The sequence below is a fragment of the Alcaligenes sp. AB3 genome (assembly GCF_031844565.1).
GTDB lineage: Bacteria > Pseudomonadota > Gammaproteobacteria > Burkholderiales > Burkholderiaceae_B > Alcaligenes > Alcaligenes faecalis.
Window position 1 is genome coordinate 302,953 of record NZ_JAUZVM010000004.1, and the last position, 16,946, is coordinate 319,898.

The 16,946-nt window shown below is 56.9% G+C and carries 16 protein-coding genes; 8 read left to right on the plus strand and 8 right to left on the minus strand.

Annotation, left to right across the window (positions count from 1 at the left end; all coding sequences use genetic code 11):
- The 4 genes from Q9R35_RS11210 to Q9R35_RS11225 all read left to right on the plus strand — a co-directional run bounded on the left by Q9R35_RS11210 (position 1) and on the right by Q9R35_RS11225 (position 4,163).
- Positions 1-993: a tripartite tricarboxylate transporter substrate binding protein gene (locus Q9R35_RS11210; RefSeq protein ID WP_042485957.1), complete on the plus strand. Its 993-nt coding sequence runs from the start codon at positions 1-3 to the stop codon at positions 991-993.
- Between the two features lie 86 nt (positions 994-1,079).
- On the plus strand, positions 1,080-1,523 hold the full coding sequence (locus tag Q9R35_RS11215; RefSeq protein WP_042485960.1) for a tripartite tricarboxylate transporter TctB family protein: 444 nt from the start codon (positions 1,080-1,082) through the stop codon (positions 1,521-1,523).
- Entirely contained in the window at positions 1,520-3,043 is a 1,524-nt protein-coding gene (locus Q9R35_RS11220; protein WP_042485963.1) for a tripartite tricarboxylate transporter permease, read from the plus strand. The genes Q9R35_RS11215 and Q9R35_RS11220 overlap by 4 nt, the downstream gene beginning before the upstream one ends.
- 79 nt (positions 3,044-3,122) lie before the next feature.
- A complete protein-coding gene (locus Q9R35_RS11225) occupies positions 3,123-4,163 on the plus strand; it encodes an AbrB family transcriptional regulator (protein WP_311219861.1) in 1,041 nt (346 codons plus the stop codon).
- 87 nt (positions 4,164-4,250) lie between these two features.
- Here Q9R35_RS11225 and Q9R35_RS11230 read toward each other — a convergent pair whose 3' ends face one another.
- The 6 genes from Q9R35_RS11230 to Q9R35_RS11255 form a co-directional block, all read right to left on the minus strand.
- Entirely contained in the window at positions 4,251-4,790 is a 540-nt protein-coding gene (locus tag Q9R35_RS11230; protein ID WP_042485969.1) for a pyridoxamine 5'-phosphate oxidase family protein, read from the minus strand.
- Between the two features lie 36 nt (positions 4,791-4,826).
- Positions 4,827-5,375, minus strand: a complete 549-nt coding sequence (gene sodC, locus Q9R35_RS11235) for a superoxide dismutase family protein (protein WP_042485972.1) — start codon at positions 5,373-5,375, stop codon at positions 4,827-4,829.
- 114 nt (positions 5,376-5,489) lie between these two features.
- Complete coding sequence (locus Q9R35_RS11240; protein ID WP_063691735.1) at positions 5,490-6,416, minus strand: LysR family transcriptional regulator; 927 nt, start codon at positions 6,414-6,416, stop codon at positions 5,490-5,492.
- A 245-nt stretch (positions 6,417-6,661) separates the two neighbouring features.
- Positions 6,662-7,723 carry a carbon-nitrogen hydrolase family protein gene (locus tag Q9R35_RS11245; protein WP_311219862.1) on the minus strand — a complete coding sequence of 354 codons (1,062 nt, stop codon included), beginning with the start codon at positions 7,721-7,723 and terminating at the stop codon, positions 6,662-6,664.
- Positions 7,724-7,742: 19 nt separating this feature from the next.
- Positions 7,743-9,590: a cation acetate symporter gene (locus Q9R35_RS11250; protein ID WP_270117499.1), complete on the minus strand. Its 1,848-nt coding sequence runs from the start codon at positions 9,588-9,590 to the stop codon at positions 7,743-7,745.
- Positions 9,591-9,600: 10 nt separating this feature from the next.
- Positions 9,601-9,939, minus strand: a complete 339-nt coding sequence (locus tag Q9R35_RS11255; RefSeq protein WP_060185399.1) for a DUF485 domain-containing protein — start codon at positions 9,937-9,939, stop codon at positions 9,601-9,603.
- A gap of 199 nt (positions 9,940-10,138) precedes the next feature.
- Here Q9R35_RS11255 and Q9R35_RS11260 point away from each other — a divergent pair, with 199 nt between their 5' ends.
- From Q9R35_RS11260 to Q9R35_RS11270, 3 genes are all read left to right on the plus strand, one after another.
- Positions 10,139-10,645, plus strand: a complete 507-nt coding sequence (locus tag Q9R35_RS11260; RefSeq protein ID WP_042485975.1) for an RNA polymerase sigma factor — start codon at positions 10,139-10,141, stop codon at positions 10,643-10,645.
- Positions 10,646-10,723: 78 nt separating this feature from the next.
- Positions 10,724-11,710 carry a FecR domain-containing protein gene (locus tag Q9R35_RS11265; RefSeq protein WP_311219863.1) on the plus strand — a complete coding sequence of 329 codons (987 nt, stop codon included), beginning with the start codon at positions 10,724-10,726 and terminating at the stop codon, positions 11,708-11,710.
- A 470-nt stretch (positions 11,711-12,180) separates the two neighbouring features.
- Entirely contained in the window at positions 12,181-14,454 is a 2,274-nt protein-coding gene (locus Q9R35_RS11270) for a TonB-dependent receptor (protein ID WP_197314000.1), read from the plus strand.
- A gap of 69 nt (positions 14,455-14,523) precedes the next feature.
- Here Q9R35_RS11270 and Q9R35_RS11275 read toward each other — a convergent pair whose 3' ends face one another.
- Positions 14,524-15,288, minus strand: coding sequence for a class I SAM-dependent methyltransferase (locus Q9R35_RS11275; RefSeq protein WP_311219864.1), 765 nt, complete (start codon positions 15,286-15,288; stop codon positions 14,524-14,526).
- A 120-nt stretch (positions 15,289-15,408) separates the two neighbouring features.
- Between Q9R35_RS11275 and Q9R35_RS11280 the strand changes: the two genes are divergently transcribed.
- A complete protein-coding gene (locus Q9R35_RS11280; RefSeq protein WP_042486151.1) occupies positions 15,409-16,152 on the plus strand; it encodes a methyltransferase in 744 nt (247 codons plus the stop codon).
- A 142-nt stretch (positions 16,153-16,294) separates the two neighbouring features.
- Here the strand turns inward: Q9R35_RS11280 and Q9R35_RS11285 are convergent, their stop codons facing one another.
- Positions 16,295-16,615, minus strand: a complete 321-nt coding sequence (locus tag Q9R35_RS11285) for a hypothetical protein (RefSeq protein WP_253820608.1) — start codon at positions 16,613-16,615, stop codon at positions 16,295-16,297.
- Positions 16,616-16,946 lie beyond the last annotated feature (331 nt).

Here is a 16,946-nt window from a genome sequence, read left to right on the forward strand (position 1 = left end):
ATGGCTATTCACACGACACTGCGGGTGCTGCTGGCCAGCAGCATTCTGGGCCTGAGCAGCTTGAGCGGCGTACAGGCCCAGCAACCTTCCAAACCTGAATGTATTGCCCCGGCGCAGCCAGGCGGCGGCTTTGATTTGACCTGCCGTGTGGCCGTCAATGGTTTTCTGGAAACCAAGCTGCTGGAAAATGCCATGCGTACCATTTACATGCCCGGTGGCGTGGGTGCGGTGGCCTACAACCACATCGTTGCGCAGCGCCCTGGTGATGGCAATGCCATTGCGGCCTTCTCCGGTGGCTCCTTGCTGAATCTGGCCCAGGGCAAGTTCGGCAAATACTCGGTAGAAGATGTGCGCTGGCTGGCATCCATAGGCAGTGATTACGGTGTGGCTATCGTACGTAACGACTCTCCCTACCAGGACCTGAAGTCGCTGATGGAAGCATTCAAGGCTGACCCCAGCAAGATTGTGTTGGGAGCGGGCGGATCCGTTGGCGGTCAGGACTGGATGAAAGCGGCCCTGACGGCGCGGGCAGCCGATGTGGATTTCCGCAAAATGCGTTTCGTGGCGTTTGAAGGCGGTGGCGAAGCCATGACGGCTTTGCGTGGTGGTCACATCCAGGCGTATATGGGTGATGCTGCCGAAGCTCACACCATGCTGGAAGGGGGTGCGCCCATCCGCGTATTGGCCGTGTTCAATGACAAGCGACTGGATGGTGCCCTGGCTGATATTCCTACGGCCAAAGAGCAAGGCTTTGATATCGAATGGCCGATTATTCGCGGTTTTTATGTCGGCCCCAAAGTCTCTGACGAGCAGTATCAATGGTGGGTTCAGGCTTTTGATCGCCTGATGAAAACTCCTGAATTTGCCCGCTTGCAAACACAGCAAGGTCTGTTTCCGTTCAACATGAGCGGCCCCGAACTGGACACCTACGTAAAACAACAAGTGCTTCAGTATCGTGAGCTGGCTGATTCTTTCGGCCTGATCAAGAAGTAAATCTGTACGGTGTTCCCGAGGTTTTGAATCGGGAACACCGCCTTTTTGCCCCGCCGTTCATGGCGGGTGAATCCGGAGATTCCATCATGACGCTAAATGATCGCGTGCTAGGCGTGGGCGCGCTGGTGCTTGCCGCCTTGATCACCGCCTTTGGCTACGACCTAGAGCCCCCCTTTTCCTATGAACCTGTCGGGCCCAAAGCCTTTCCCTTGCTGCTGGCGCTGATTATTGCCCTGTGCGGTGTGCGCTTGATCATCAAGGGCGGCGGGCAAGTGGCTCCCAATCCCTCTGGCGCCAACGGCCGCATCCTGATGATGGTGGCGTATTTGGCAGCCTATGCCTGGCTCTTTCAATGGTTGGGCTTCATTGTCGCCACCACGATCATGGCGACACTGGTCGGGCGCTTGTTTGGTGGTTCCTGGAAGCAGGCTCTGATAGGCGGGCTGGCGATGGGCGTAGGCCTGTTCTTGTTGTTTGACCTGGGCCTGGATGTGGTTCTGCCATACGGCATCCTGGGAGAGTGGCTATGAGCTCTATTCTTGAATATTTAAGTGTCGGTTTTGGCGTGGCATTTTCCGCCCAGAACCTGCTGGTGGCTGCGATTGGTGCGTTTATTGGCACCATTGTGGGAGTTCTGCCGGGGCTTGGGCCGATCAATGGCGTAGCCATGCTGGTACCCATTGCATTTGCGATGAAGCTGCCGCCCGAGTCGGCCTTGATTCTGCTGGCTGCCGTGTATGTGGGCGCCGAGTATGGTGGACGCATTACATCCATCCTGATCAATGTGCCCGGCGAAGCAGCCGCTGTCATGACGACACTGGACGGTTATCCGCTGGCACGTAAAGGCCTGGCCAGCGTGGCCTTGTCCTTGTCGGCTTTTTCTTCCTTTATTGGTTCTACGATTGCCATTTGCGGCATTGTGCTGCTGGCCCCCATGCTGGCAGGCTGGGCGGTGGCGTTCGGTCCTGCCGAGTACTTTGTGCTGATGGTATTTGCCTTCTGTGCCTTGACCAGCCTGCTGGGCGATGAGCCGGTGAAAGGCATTCTGGCAGCCATGCTCGGCCTGTTCATTTCCACGGTTGGGGTGGACGCGAACTCGGGGGTGTACCGATACAGTTTTGATATTCCGAATCTGGCCGATGGCATCGATTTTGTTGTCGTGGTGATTGGTTTGTTTGCCGTGGCCGAGATGTTGCAGATGCTGGAGAACTTGCTGGGCGGCGTGTCGATTGAAGTGCCTAAAAGCAAGCGCAAGCTCTTTAATCTGAAAGAACTGGGCATGACCTGGTGGAGTACGGTGCGCGGTGGCGTGATGGGCTTTTTTATTGGTATCTTGCCTGGAGCTGGGGCCAGTGTGGCCTCCGCTGTAGCCTATGCCAACGAGAAAAAATATATCGAAGGCAAAGACCCCAATGCCATGTTTGGCCAGGGTGACATGCGCGGTCTGGCTGCACCAGAAGCGGCCAATAACAGTGCCGCAACCGGCTCTTTCATTCCCATGCTGACATTGGGTGTGCCTGGCTCGGGGACGACGGCGGTCATGATGGGTGCTCTGACGCTGTACAACATCACGCCCGGCCCGGTGCTGTTCGAGTCGCAACCACAGATTGTGTGGGGCTTGATTGCCTCCTTGATGGTCGCCAACGTCATGCTGTTCCTGATGAACGTGCCCATGGTGCGGGTCTTTGCCTCCATGCTGGCTATTCCTCCGCGCCTGCTGGTGCCTGGTATTTTGGCGATCAGCTATATCGGGGTCTATGCCATCAATGGCACGACGTTTGATCTGCTGCTGGTCGTTGGCATCGGTGTCCTGGGCTACTTCTTGCGCAAGATGAATGTGCCTATGGCCCCCATGGTGCTGGGCGTGGTGCTGGGCAATATGATGGAGCAGAATTTACGTCGTGCGCTGTCCATCACGAATGGTGAAATCGGCATTCTGTTCGAGAGCAAGGTGTCAATTGCCTTGTGGATCGCCGCTGTTTTAGTTAGTGTAGGTCCGATCTTGCTGCGCCGTATTGCCGCTCGCAAGCAAGTACACGACAAGACATAAATAGGGGGACCCCACCTGCTGGGTGGGGCTTTTATCGGGAGAAAGCGCCAGGCTGCGGCCTGGCCTTGTTGTTTCTGTTATGGCTATCTGGTTTCGAATTGCCCTTGGTTTCGGGGTGGCTCTGGTCGGCGCTCTGGTCGCGAGCTGGCTGAGCATGCCTTTGCCCTGGATGCTGGGTGCCCTGATCTTGACAGCGGCCACCAAAATGGCCGGCAGCCCCGGTGCTTGCATGCCGCTGGCGCGTAATGCAGGGCAGTGGGTTATTGGGGCATCCCTGGGGCTGTACTTCACCCCTGCCATGGTGCATCTGATTGGCAGCAATGCCGTGTTCATTGTGATGGGCATGGTGTTTGCGCTGGTCTTGTGCTGTATCGGTACTTTCATGCTGACCCGCTTTGCCGGTACGGATCTGCGTACGGCCTGGTTTGCCAGCGCGGTAGGCGGTGCCAGCGAGATGACCGGGCTGGCGGAACGCTATGGCGCACGGCCGGATCTGGTCGCCTCTGCACATGGCCTGCGCGTATTGATGGTGGTGGTGATTATTCCCTTCGCATTCGAGGCTTTGGGCTTTTCGGGTGAACAGCTTGGGGCCGTGGTCAGACCCGACTTTTTGAACCTGTCCGGTCTGGCTCTTCTGGTGTTATTGAGCAGTGCCGCAGGGCTTGCCTTTCAAGTGTTCCGTCTGCCCAATCCCTGGGTATTGGGGCCTTTGCTGGTGGTGGCCATCCTGACGTACAACGACATTATTCTGTCGGGCTTGCCGGTAGAGATTTCCAACCTGGGGCAGCTGTGTATTGGCTGGGCCTTGGGCGACAAGTTCGGCCCGGATTTCTTCCGTCGAGCGCCCCGTTATCTAGGGGTTGCCGCTGTCAGCAATGTGATCAATCTGGCCTTGGCATTTGGCTTTGCCTACGGCTTGTATCGATTGTCTGATATTCCTTACCCCACGCTGGTGCTGGGTGTCAGTCCCGGTGGTATTGCAGAGATGGCCATCACCGCCAAAGTCCTGCAGTTGGGCGCGCCCATGGTGACCTCTTTCCAGGTTGCCCGCATGGTGTGTGTACTGGTGCTGACCGGGCCTTTGTACACGCGCATCGCCCGGTTTTTGAAAGCTCGTTAAGCAAGGCGGCACTCCTGCGTAACAGAGTGCCAGAAAAAGCCCGGCGCGAGGCCGGGCGTCGGGTTTCAGGCAAGCAGCAGGCTACATTCAGCGATCTGGTTTGGAGGCAGGGCTGATTTTGCCGTGCTCCCCCAGTTCTGTCAGTTGCTCGCCCATCAGGGTGGCTTTGAGCATCTTGCCTGCCTGAGCCAGCTTGCCTTCGCGCACGCTCCAGTACTCGGCACTGTCTATCTGTACGCAGACCAGAGCAACATCGGGATCGGTAATGCCTTCTTCAAACCAGGCCTCGACCAGCGTGTTCCAGAAGCGCTCCTTTTGATTCATGGACTCCACAACGCTAGCCAGGCCCGAAACTGATACATAGGTGTCTGTTTTGGGGTCGGCATAGCTGATATTGACGTGCGGGTTGACCACCAGGTTGTGGACCACCTGGCTGGACCTGGCCATGAAGAACCAGAGCTTGTCGTGCTCAAAGTCCTCCTGTTCCGAACTCATCTTGGCCTGTTGCGTGGTCATGGGCCAGGCATGAAGCTGGCCGCCCTGCGCGTGGGTGACGAACATCGCATAGCGAATGTCCTTGATCATCTCTTGCAGTTGTTCAAAGGAAGATTCAATCGTTTCGTTCATGGTATCTCCTTGAAAAAGTTAAAGGGATGAAGGCGCTTACTTGATCACTCCGCAAGCAAAACGTCCGGCACCGCCGCCCAGTGGTGCAGGGTGATCGGAGTGGTTGTCACCGCCTTCGTGGATCATCAGGGCTCGGCCCTTGATCTGATCCAGTGACTTCAGGCGCGGAGCCAGAACGGGGGTGGTGGCACTGCCGTCGGCCTGGACATACAAGGCGGGCAAATCACCCAGGTGGCCATTACCCCATGGGAAACCGTGCTTGCCGGTCTTGTTGGGGTCCAGATGGCCGCCGGCTGCCCCGGCAGGCGTTACCTTGCCGTCTTTCTCGCTGGGGGCGCAGCTGGCGTTCTCATGTATATGGAAACCATGTACACCGGGTTTGAGATTTTTCAGATCTGGCGTGAAGACCAGACCGTGTTCAGTCTGCCGAACGCTAACCTGGCCGATTTGCTCGCCAGCACCGCTTTCGGTAGCCAAATTCATGGGAATAATGACGTCCGCCAGTGAAGGGGCCGACAAGGCAAGGGTGGCGCTGACGGTGGCCAAGGCCATTGCGCATCGCGCTTTGAAGGAAGAAAAACGCATAAGGCTGATTCCTTTGCTGAATAAACAGAGGGTTAGATCAGCCTAGCATTGCGAGCACGAGATGCCGTTAAGAGACGTTTCTCTTTGTCAGTAAAGTACGCCTCAAATGCCTGTTTAGACGAGTGGGTGCGGCTGAGTCTGGTCTGTCTGGCAGGGATAGTCCCGGCCAATTGTTTTCTCCAGAAAACGGGTGACCGCCTTGATGCGTGGCAGGTATTGCAAGTCTCTATGGACTGTCATCCAGATGGTGCGACGGACGCTGACGAGCTCATTCAGTAACCTGATCATGCCTAGTCGTTCAGGCTTGGCAAAAGAGGGCAGCATGACGATACCTGCACCGGCTGCGGCGGCAAACATCTGCGCAATCATGCTGGAGGACTGAAAAGCCAGCTTGGGCCGGGGAATGATTTCGTTCAGCCAGCGCACGGTATCCAGCTGGATCAGGTCGTCCACATAAGAGGCAAACTGGTGATCTGGCAGGTCGTCCAGGTCACAGGGGTGGCCGTGGCGCGACAGGTATTCGGGGGACGCGTATAGATGCAGCGGAAAGGACCCCAGAGGCACCACATCAATGGATTTGCCTGCCATGGGAAAGAAGCTCAGGAACACATCTGCTTCGCGCCGGTTGACGTGCATTTGCTGGGTGGTTGTGACCAGCTCAATCGCAATTTTGGGGTGGAGCGCGGAAAAACCTTGAAACTCCGCTGCCAGATACAAGGAGGCAATGCCTTCCATGGAGCCGACTCGTACCGTGCCGGAGGGCTCTTTGGGGCGATCTCCCAGTTGCTCGGTCAGGGCGAGCGCACTGGCTTCCATAGACTCCACATACTCCAGAAGGCCGTGCCCTCCGGCGGTCAGGTGAAGTCCTTGGTTAGTGCGCTCGAATATGGGCGCGTTAATGGTTTCTTCCAGGCGGCTGATGTGACGGCTCAGTGTGGACGGGTCCACCTTCAAGCGTCGGGCGGCTGCTCCCAAGGTGCCGCAGCGCGCTACCTCCAGAAAAATTTTTAAATCATGCCAATTGGGAACAATAGGGGACATGGCCACAACCCTGGACAAGAATATTTGCAAGGCGGGTACAAAAACAAGTGCGAAAACCCGTGCGTATTTTTAAGTCTACTGCGAGCTATCACTGTATAGATCAAGCTTTCAGGGAGTTGCGAATTTGCAATGCACAATATGCTGCTGACGGTCTTGTTCGGAAAGAGGAATAGGGGCTGCCATGTACCCCGAGGCAACGGGAGTACATGGCAGGTACTGCTAGCAGGGGTGGTCAGACGATCGCTTTACTCCTCCATCGTTTCCGAACTGGCTACCTGACTGTCCTGCACGGGCTCACTGCTACGTGACTGTTTACTGCTTGCGTTGTTGGGGCCGCGGAAAGTGGCGGGCGTAATGCGTCGACGATCAATGGACAGATCAAACACATCGAAACGGTTGTAGTAGCCCACAATGTCGTGGAACTGCTTGGGTTCAACGCAGGCGTTCAAATCAAAAGTGGCATAGGCAATTCCTTCCTCATTTTGCAGAAAGTCGCCTACGGATGCGCCGGTGGGGTCCAGGAACTGGGTGGCGGCACGCGGGGTGTTTTCCAGCACTTCGCGTGCCTGGGCGTCCCCGCCTTCGGTCAGCGCATCAAGCATGGCCTGATCCATGAAACCGGCATTCAGAATGCCGAAGACTTTGGACTCAAAAGAATGGCCGCCTGCCCGTATTTTGTTGGCGGCCACATTGTCAAAGTTCTGGCCGGATTTGGGCATGCGGGTTGGCCAGATAGCAGGCCAGGCGGAGATGTGAATCTGCTCGCCCTGAGCCGCCAGTGAGTAGCGCGCCAGCGGGTTGGTGTTCTCCCCGCAGATCAGGGCGCCGATGCGGCCTATGCGGGTTTGACACACGCGCAGACCGTGGCCATCGCCCGGTGCCCAGACCATTTTTTCGTAAAAGGTGGGTACCAGTTTGCGGTGGTGATTCAGGATGGCACCGTCATCGCCAATGATCACATTGGAGTTCCAGATGCAGCCTACGCTGGCCTCGGTGCTTTCGCTGAAGCCCAGGGACACAAAGATGCCATTGCGCTTGGCAGCAGCACGAATCTGGGCGATTTCGGGGCCATCAATATGGATGCTGTTGGCCGCCATTTTCTTGAACCAGTCGTGGTTGTAAATAGGTGCCCACAGCGCAGCCCAGACCGGAAAGCCGGGGATGAAGGCTTCGGGAAAGGTGATCAGCTCGGCGCCGTGGCGGGCGGCCTCGTCAATAATGGCAATGGCCTTGCGTACCGAGGCGGCCGCGTCCATGTAAACAGAGGCAATATGTGCCGCGGCAACTTGAGTGATTGGAAGTGACATGGTGTGTTTCTCTCTACGTTTAGTGAACCGTGGCCTTGGCCACACCTAATCCGGTCTCCCGGCGAACCGACATTTCTACCCACCTGGATTCCGACAGGGCGCTGCGGGTGAACAGCGAGAACAGAATCACCAGCAAAAAGCCCAGGGGGATGGAGATAATTCCGGGGTTGCGCAGGCTGATCAGGGGCTTGGACAGACCCACCACGCTGTTTGCATTGGCAGGAATGGCATCTGCCGTGGCCTGGGCTGCGTTGCGTTCAGTGAGCAGCTTGTCGCGCAGGGCCGGGTCGCTTGCCGTGCTCAGCTTTTGATTGACGCTGGTGACGGTGGCCAGCGCTGCTTCTTTTTGCAGCAGTGGGTAGCTCATATTGGGCGATACCAGCACCAGCCCGATGGACAGGATCGTTCCGCCCACTACACCCGCCACGACACCGGCGGTATTGCAGCGTTTCCAATACAAGGTGCAGACCAGTGCTGGCAGGTTGGCCGATGCCGCAACGGCATAGCCCAGGCCCACCAGATGCGCCACGTTCTGTCCCTTGGCCGCAATCCCGGCAGCGATGGAAATCACCGCCATCAGCAAGGTGGCGATACGCGCTGCAATGACCTGTTCACGCTCGGTGCCTGCACCGTTGCGAATTGCGCCGATATACACGTCATGGGCCAGCGAGGAAGCTGCGGCCAGTGTCAGACCGGCCACCACCGCCACAATCGTGGCAAAGGACACGGCAGCCACTACGGCCAGCATGAAGTTGCCCATCATGCTTTCCGGGCCACCGCCCAACAGTTGTGCCAGCATGGGAGCGGCCAGATTGCCGCCCTTGTCCAGGCCTAGAATTGCGCTGGGGCTGACATTCAGTGCGGCAGAAAAGCCGATCACCACGATGAACAGATGGCACAGGCCGATGGCAAACATGGCGTACAGCGCCGATTTGCGGGCGGCTTGGGCATGTGGCACGGTGAAAAACCGCATCAGGATATGCGGCATGGCGGCGGTTCCCAGCACCAGTGCCATACCCAGCGAAATCTGTTCAACCGGGTTCTTCAAATACAGGCCCGGCTCCAGGAAACGCTGCCCGGCCTCGGCCACACCCAGCGAGGATTGTCCCAGGAAATTGATTACATGATTCTGGATGGCGGGGCTGGAAATGACCGAGCCAAAAAACGCTTCCACGTTAAAGCCGTAGGGCGCCCAGGACAGAATCACCAGCACGAAGCAGAAAGAGATCAGCAGACCGGCCTTGAGCACTTGCACCGAGGTGGTGGCACGCATGCCACCAAATAACACGTAAATCAGCATCATCAGGCCGACGATGCCAACGGAGACTTCATAGGGAATGCCGATCAGTGCCCGGATAATCACGGCACCGCCCACAATCTGCGGGACCATGTAAAACAGCGCGACCAGAATGCTGGACCCGGCCACAACCAGCTTGGTGGCACGGAAGTTGTTGCGATAGGACAGCACATCGCCCAGTGTGTAGCGGCCCAGATTCCGGCACGGTTCGGCCACCAGAATCAGCACTGGGATAAAGGACACGAAAAAGCCCACCAGATAGCTGATACCGTCCAGACCATATATCGCGATCAACCCGGAAACGCCTAAAAACGCGGCGGCCGAGAGGTAATCCCCGGCAATGGCCAGCCCATTGAAACGGGCGCTGATACCGCCGCCCGCGGTGTAGAAGTCGCTGGCAGTAGCGTTGCGGCGTGCCGCCAGAAACGTGATGCCCAGCGTGAACAAGAACAAGAAGGCGAATACTGAAAACGTCAGCACCCTGTTGCCTTCATTAACCAAGGTGCTTTCCTGTGCGAGCGCAGCTTCGCTGACAGCCATCAAGGCCGTCGCAAATACTATTTTTTTCATGATGAGCCCCTTAAACCGTCGCGGAGCGCATTGAGAACTGCTGGGATTCTTCTTGTGTTAACTGCTGAACCATCTTGTCCAGGTGACGCAACTGGACGGCATAGCGCCAGGCCACGGCACCGCCCACCAGATACTGGGCGATCAGATACCACAGCCCGAAATTGGTGGAGTTGCTCAGTTTCAGACGAAAAAGCTCGGGGCTAAGGCTGGAAAGAATGGGAACCAGAAAAAAGAAGGCCATGCTGACAAACAACAACCGCAGCACAACGCCTCTTCGCTTGCGTACCAGATCCTGGAATTGAGGCTTTGCGTACAGCGCCTCATAAACCTGGGCAGAGATATCCGCCATGTTTGTCTCCTTTTTATGATTGGATTTGTACTTGCCATTCTTAAGAAGGAGGGCGCGATAGGAAAGCGCCAATGTTGCAAGCCCTCTTGCAAATTTGCAGGAGGAGGCGGGAGACCACACCGCAGGGACTTTTCTATATCTAAATGAGAATTATTGTTAATATTCTCGCTTCATTCGACATTCGTCTCTTGTATTTGCCATGTCCCGCCGACCTTCGCCCAAGAAAGGCTGGCTCGCTCACTACAGCGGGCTGATCGGCTCGTGGGCGAAGCGCAGTTCCTTGCCGCAGGACGCGGAGGATGCCGCGCAGGACTCCATTGAAGGCTTGCTGCGCGGTGAACATGCTGCGGCACTGAATCAAAAAGCCTATCTGTATCGCAGTGCGCAAAATCAGCTGATCAGTGAAATCCGCCGCCAGTCGCGCCATGACGTGGTGCCCTTGCATGATTTGCGCGAGGAGGAGCACCCGGTAGACCCTGGCCCGGAAAGTGATCTGCGCATGGAGCAGCTTAGCCAGGCGTTGCGGGAGGCTTTGCAGGAGCTGCCCTTGAAGTGCCAGCAGGTGTTTTTGTGGAACAAAATAGAGGGCTACACGCAAAAGGAAATTGCAGAGAAGCTGGATCTGACACCCAGCTCGGTGGAAAAATACATGAAGCGGGCATTACGGCATCTTCAGAAGAAGTTACAAAACTATGCCCCTCATTGATTCCGGATTTCCTTATGCATAAACGTCTTATCAGTGAAGGGCACGGTTTTTTGCCCTGTGTCCCTGGCGACGCGAGCCATGCCTAAAAACGACAAGCCCACCCCCTCTCATCTGCCGCAAGAGCAAGCGCTGGACTGGTTTTCCAGAGAGCAGCTCGGTGAGCTGACGCTGCAGGAGCAGCGTGAGCGGGATGCGTGGTTGGCGCAGGATCCGGCCAATGAGCGGGAGTACCGTTCATTGCAGCAGGTCTGGCAGGTGGCGGACCATCTGCCCATGGACGAGATGCGGGAGATCATGAATCGTCCGGCGCAAGAGGAGCCCAACTTCGCGCGTCGACGCTGGGTGTTGGGTACAGGGGCGACGTTTGCCACGGTGGCTGCCGGGGCCTGGTTCAGTCGTTCGATGTGGGCCGAGACACCTGTGTTTACCCAGCGCGTGCTGACGGCACGCGGTGAGCGTAAGCAACTTGAATTGCCGGACGGTTCGCGTCTGGATTTGAATACGGACACGGAAGTGAACATCGCGTTTTATGCGTCACGCCGTAGCGTGGAGTTGCTGCGGGGCGAGGCCTTGTTTGCGGTGAAGTCCGACAAGAATCGCCCCTTCTCCGTAGACGTGGGCCAGGCGCAGGTGCTGGTTACCGGCACGCAGTTCAATGTGCGTCGAGAGGCTGAAGGTGTCACCGTGGCGGTGCGTGAGGGTTCGGTGCAGCTTTCTATGGGTCCGTGGTGGCGCAGGGATCGGGTGATGTTATCGGCCGGGCAGGTATCCGGCGCGGTAAACAACAAGGTGACGCCTTTGGGGCAGGAGCGTGTGGAAGCGATTACGGCCTGGCAAGAGGGGCGCATCGTGTTCCGTGATGTGCCTTTGACGACGGTGGCACAGGAGCTGAGCCGCTATCTGGATCACCCTTTGCGGGTGGCAGACTCACAGATCGCCAAGCTGCGCATTTCGGGCACTTTGAGTATTGAGGAGCCAGCAGCGGCGTTGGACATCCTGCCCGGCATTGCGCCAGTCCTGGTGGCGCGACAGGCGGATGGCAGCGTTTCGCTGATGGCGCGTTAAGGTTTCGGCTCGTTTTACGCTTGACTGCAAGCAGCAAGCAGCAAGCAGCAAGCAGCAAGCAGCAAGCAGCAAGCAACGAACCGTGAAGTGCGGACGGTGAATAGCGACTCGAAGTCGAACCATGTTGTGCTGTCGAGTCCCGTCGCCAAGCCAGTCCTGCATCACTGACGATACATTTTGTATCAAAAAGAGCAGTGAGAATCATTCCGGAAAATTTTTCGCTACGGCGTCTTACTTATGGGGGCCTGCTTTCCAGACCGGAAGCAGACTGGCCCATAGCCTTGGCCAAGGGCGTCTGCGCACCGTGCGCGTACTTATTTTTTGGAACTCTGTTCATGCTGGACACGCAAGCTATACCCTCCGCCGCCGCGCGTCGGGGTACGACATCAATTGGTCTTAACGCCCTCGCATTTTCTCTTTTTCTGGCCCTTGGTCTGCACGCGCCCCACGCTTGGGCGCAGGAAACGCCGGTGGCGATCAGTATTGCCGCGCAACCCTTGGAGGCCGCGCTGGAAAAACTGGGAGCACAGGCCGGCTTGCAGATTTTCTATCTGCCTGAGGCGGTTAAGGGGATGACGGCTCCCTCTGTGTCCGGCAGTTTGACGGCGGATCAAGCCTTAAGCCGCTTGCTGGCAGGTACGGGCCTGGAGTTCCGACGTAAGGGCAAGAACGTATCCCTGACCCGCCCGGTTCAAGGCGAGGCGACTCAGCTGGCTCCGGTTCGTGTGGTGGGGCGTGATCTATCTACTGAAGGCTCGGGCTCCTATGCCGTGCAGGCGACTACGGCAGCAACAGGTTTGCGTCTGTCACCGCGTGAGACCCCGCAGTCCGTCAGTGTGATCACACGCCAGCAGATGGAAGACATGAATCTGACAACACTGGGTGAGAGCTTCAAGTCCGTGACGGGGATTGCGACTTCCATGTCGGATATTGACCGTACCGACATCCATTCGCGTGGTTTCTATGTCGACACTTACCAATACGATGGGGTGTCCATTGCCACGCAGAATGATTTTTTCGGGACGTCCAACTTTGATCCCATTCTGTACGACCGCATCGAGATTGTGCGTGGTGCGACTGGTTTGATGACGGGGGCGGGTAATCCAGGCGCCTCGGTGAATATCGTGCGCAAACGCGCGACCAGTGATGTGTTTACCGGCACCGCTTCTGTTGGCATAGGGTCCTGGGACCAGCACCGAGGCACGATTGATCTGTCCACGCCCTTGAACAAGGACGGTACAGTGCGTGCCCGCGTGGCAGGGATGATGGAGGAGCGCGACTCGTATATCGACCGCTATCACACGCGCAATCGTGCCTGGTTGGCAACCGCGGAAGCGGATCTGACGGCAGACACCACTGTGCGGGTTGGGGTGGAGCATCAGGCCAAGCGTCCGACAGGGGTGACCTGGGGCGGTCTGCCTACCTTGGATAACAAGGGCGGGGATCTGGATTGGCGTCGCTCGTTCAGTGTTGGAGCAGATTGGACACGCTGGGATACGACCAGCAATACCTTCTACGCGGGTATCGACCATCGCTTTTCCAATGGCTGGTCCTTGAAAGCCAATGTCAGCCGTCTGGAAAGCGAGTACGACTCCAAGCTGGTGTATTTGATGGGCCACCCTGATCCTGTCACTGGCCTGGGTATGACTTCCTTGCTGAATAACTCGCATCAGGAGTTCGATCAGAACAGCGCGTCGCTGGAGTTAAGCGGGCCATTTAATGCTTTCGGCCAGGAGCACGAGGCATTTGTGGGGGTAATGGGCAGCAAGTCCAACTACCGCTACGGCAATCATGCTCCACAAGGCAATACGCCAGTAGGCAATGTTTTTGAATGGGACGGCTCCTATCCCGAGCCAGTATGGGGGAATTTCCAGCTGCTGGGCGAGCAGGAAACGCGCCAGAATGCGGTCTATGGTGCTCTGCGCTTGTCCTTGAGCGATTCCCTGAAGCTGATTGTGGGTGGCCGACAAACCAACTGGAAGCGCGAGTCCGGCGATGACACCATGAACCATCACGTGTTCACGCCTTACGCTGGTCTGCTGTACGACTTCACCGAGAACTTCACGGCCTATCTCAGCTACACCGATATCTTCCAGCCACAGACCTATCGTGACGCCAGTGGTGGCTATCTGGACCCGGTGCAGGGCAAGAGCTACGAGCTGGGCCTGAAGTCCGAACACTTTGACGGCAAGCTCAACACTTCGCTGGCACTGTTTCGTATCGAGCAGGACAATGTGGCCGAAAAAGACGGCGACAGGACTGTACCCGGTTCTAGCGATTTTGCTTATCGCGGGGCCAAGGGCGTGACCAGCGAGGGCTTCGAGCTGCAGGCTTCAGGTGAAATCCAGCCAGGCTGGCAGGTGTCCGCAGGTTTTTCCCGTAATCTGGTGCGTAATGCCGAAGGCGGTCCCTTCAAAACCTCTGAACCGCAGAATCTGGCTAATCTGCAGACCTCCTATCTTGTGCCGGGCACTGAAGGCAAGCTGACGGTAGGTGGCGGTGTGCAATGGCGCAGTCATGTTTATGTGGATAGAACTGTGGCGCCAAACCTTAGCGCCCGACGCGAGCAAGGCTCCGTGTTGCTGGCCAACGTGATGGCGCATTACCGTTTCTCGCCCAGCTTGTCGGCGCAGTTGAACGTGAACAATTTGTTCGACAAGAAGTATGTGGATCTGACGGAAGATTCCCAGGGCTTTTACGGCGCACCCCAGAAAATCATGCTGACGATGAAATACCAGTTCTAAAACAAAAGCCCTGCTTGGGTGTCAGGGCTTGATATTGGTATCGATGTTGCGAAGCAGGGGCCTGCGGGATCAGGCCTCTTCGTCCACCTCTTCTACGGACAGCAGTTCCTGATGGTCGAAGTACAGGTTGGAGCTGATGACGGGGGAGGCCGCATCGGCCTGTGCGCTTAGTTCCAGACAATCGCCGGACAGGTACAGGTCAGTCAGCAGGGCGGGCTTGCCGTTCATCCAGATTTTTCCGCTGGCATCCTGATAACGCTGCTTGAGCTGCAAGCGGTAGTCTGTTCCGTCCAGACCTTCCCACTCCCATTCGCCTGCCACCTGCGCCGGCACAATCCATTTGTAGATTTTGATGCCGCCCACATGCAGGATCTCGTCGGCTTCCCAATCGCCCATATCAAAGGCGTGCGACACAATGCGCGCACCGGGTCGCAGCTCCTGCAACAGGCGCGGGCGCAGGATGGCATTGATGGTGTCCATCAAGTACAAGGTCACGATAGTGGCCTGGCTGAAGTCTGCGGTAAACAGATCTTCTTCCACAAAGTCCACCAGATACTCCACGCCTGCATGGCCCGCTTGCTCCATGGCGTCGGCAACGCGCAGCGGGTCCAGCTCTACGCCTATGCTGGTGCAGCGGTATTTTTTGGCGGCGGCGATGACAATGCGTCCATCGCCACAACCCAGGTCATACAGGATGTCCTTGCGCCCGGTCTGGGCCAACTGCAGCATGGTGTCGATGACGCGGTCGTCACTGGGGACGAAGGGTACATCCAGAAAGATGTCAGGTTCCACGATGGAATGGTCGTTGAGGTCGTTAATCAGGTCTTTGAACAATAGCGGTCCTTATCAGCGGTATTAAGCGGAAATTTGTCTAAATTCTGCTATCTGTAGTTTAAACCACAGCAAAATAAGCCAAAATTCGCTTTTTGTGTGGATATGGACGATCATCAGTCTATGTCAGACTTATATGGCTCGACCTCATCCACGCCCGCCAAGTTAAAAACCCGTCTCCAGCATATACGAATCTCGCCCACAGAATCGTTACGTATTCGCTCCTTGGCCGATCACATGCAATATGCCGACCCGTTGGGACACGCCCAGTCTCTGGGTATAGGCCCGGCTGTCTGGCCTTTGTTTGGTCTTGTGTGGCCATCCAGCATTCAACTGGCGCGCAAACTGAAAAACCGCCCCATTCGGGCGGATGAAAGCATTCTGGAGTTGGGCTGCGGCTTGGGCCTGACCAGTCTGGTGATGCATAAACGGGGTGCGCAAATTCACGCCAGCGATTGCCACCCCATGGTGCCGCATTTTCTGAAGCTGAATCAGGCTTTGAATGGCTTGTCCGATCTGCCCTATGTTCATGCGCAGTGGGGGGAGGAGTCCTGCCCTGATTTGCTGGCGTCCCTGGGCCTGAAACCTGCCCGTCAGCGTTACGACCTGATCGTGGGCAGTGACTTGCTGTATGAAGGTAATACGCCTGCCCAATTGGCCCAGTTGGTAGACCAGCGAGCGAAGAAGCAGGCCGAGGTCTGGGTGGTAGACCCGGATCGGGGGCATCGCAATAAATTTACCCAGGAAATGTCGCGCTACGGTTTTGAACTGGTGCGACAGGTTTGCTTGCGTGACCGCCCCATCTTGCTGCCCGAAGGCAAGGAGTTGTCTTACAAGGGGCGCTGTTTGCAGTATCAGCGCAGCTAGACAACAAAAATCACCTCAGGTTTTTTACCTTGGGGGCAGGAACGAGAAAGCGATAGCAACCGCCCTGCACAAATCGGCTTCGTGCCTGATGTGTGCAGGGCTTTTTATATGCAAGCAGATTTGTTGACGGCTGGCTGCTTTCTTAGGGATTGGGTGGCGCAAAAGGCGAGGGCGCTGAAGGCCGTGGCGGGCGTTGCGGATACGCCGAAGTCCCGAAGTTCGAGCCCATGCGATTGCTGGTCGTTGCCGGATTGACCAAACCCATCGCATTCGGGCCTTTCTGAATGATAGTTTCAGACCCCATCCCGGCCGTCCCGGGTGCTTTCGCCTTGGGCTGCATTTGCTGGCTCAAGCAATCGTAGGACAGGGCTGCTTGTCCATCTACCACCACACTGACACAGCCGGGAGGCGTACCGGACGGGGGCGTTTTTGCGCCTTCAGCTTGTGCAGTTTCCTGGGCCATGCTGCTTGCCTGGGCCAAAAACAATAAGAAGAAAAGAATGGGGCGCATAGGGCAGTGCCATTAAGAAGACGTCACATCACAGTGGTGCTTGGGTTCTCCACACCCTAGCGCAAGCCTTTCCTTTTCTGGGTGAAGTTTTCATGACAAAGGCGGCGTATTGTGCCGCTGGCAGGCCCTCACGCAAACCCTGCCCTTGGGGGGCGAATCCGCCTGTTTTGCCCCTGCCTTCCAGAAAGAAATATGAGGTTTTTGTTACAAACGAAAGTTTTTGATTTCTGCTGCGTCTAGATGTCAACGAGTCGCGCGGCCTGCCTTCCCAGCAGGGATACAC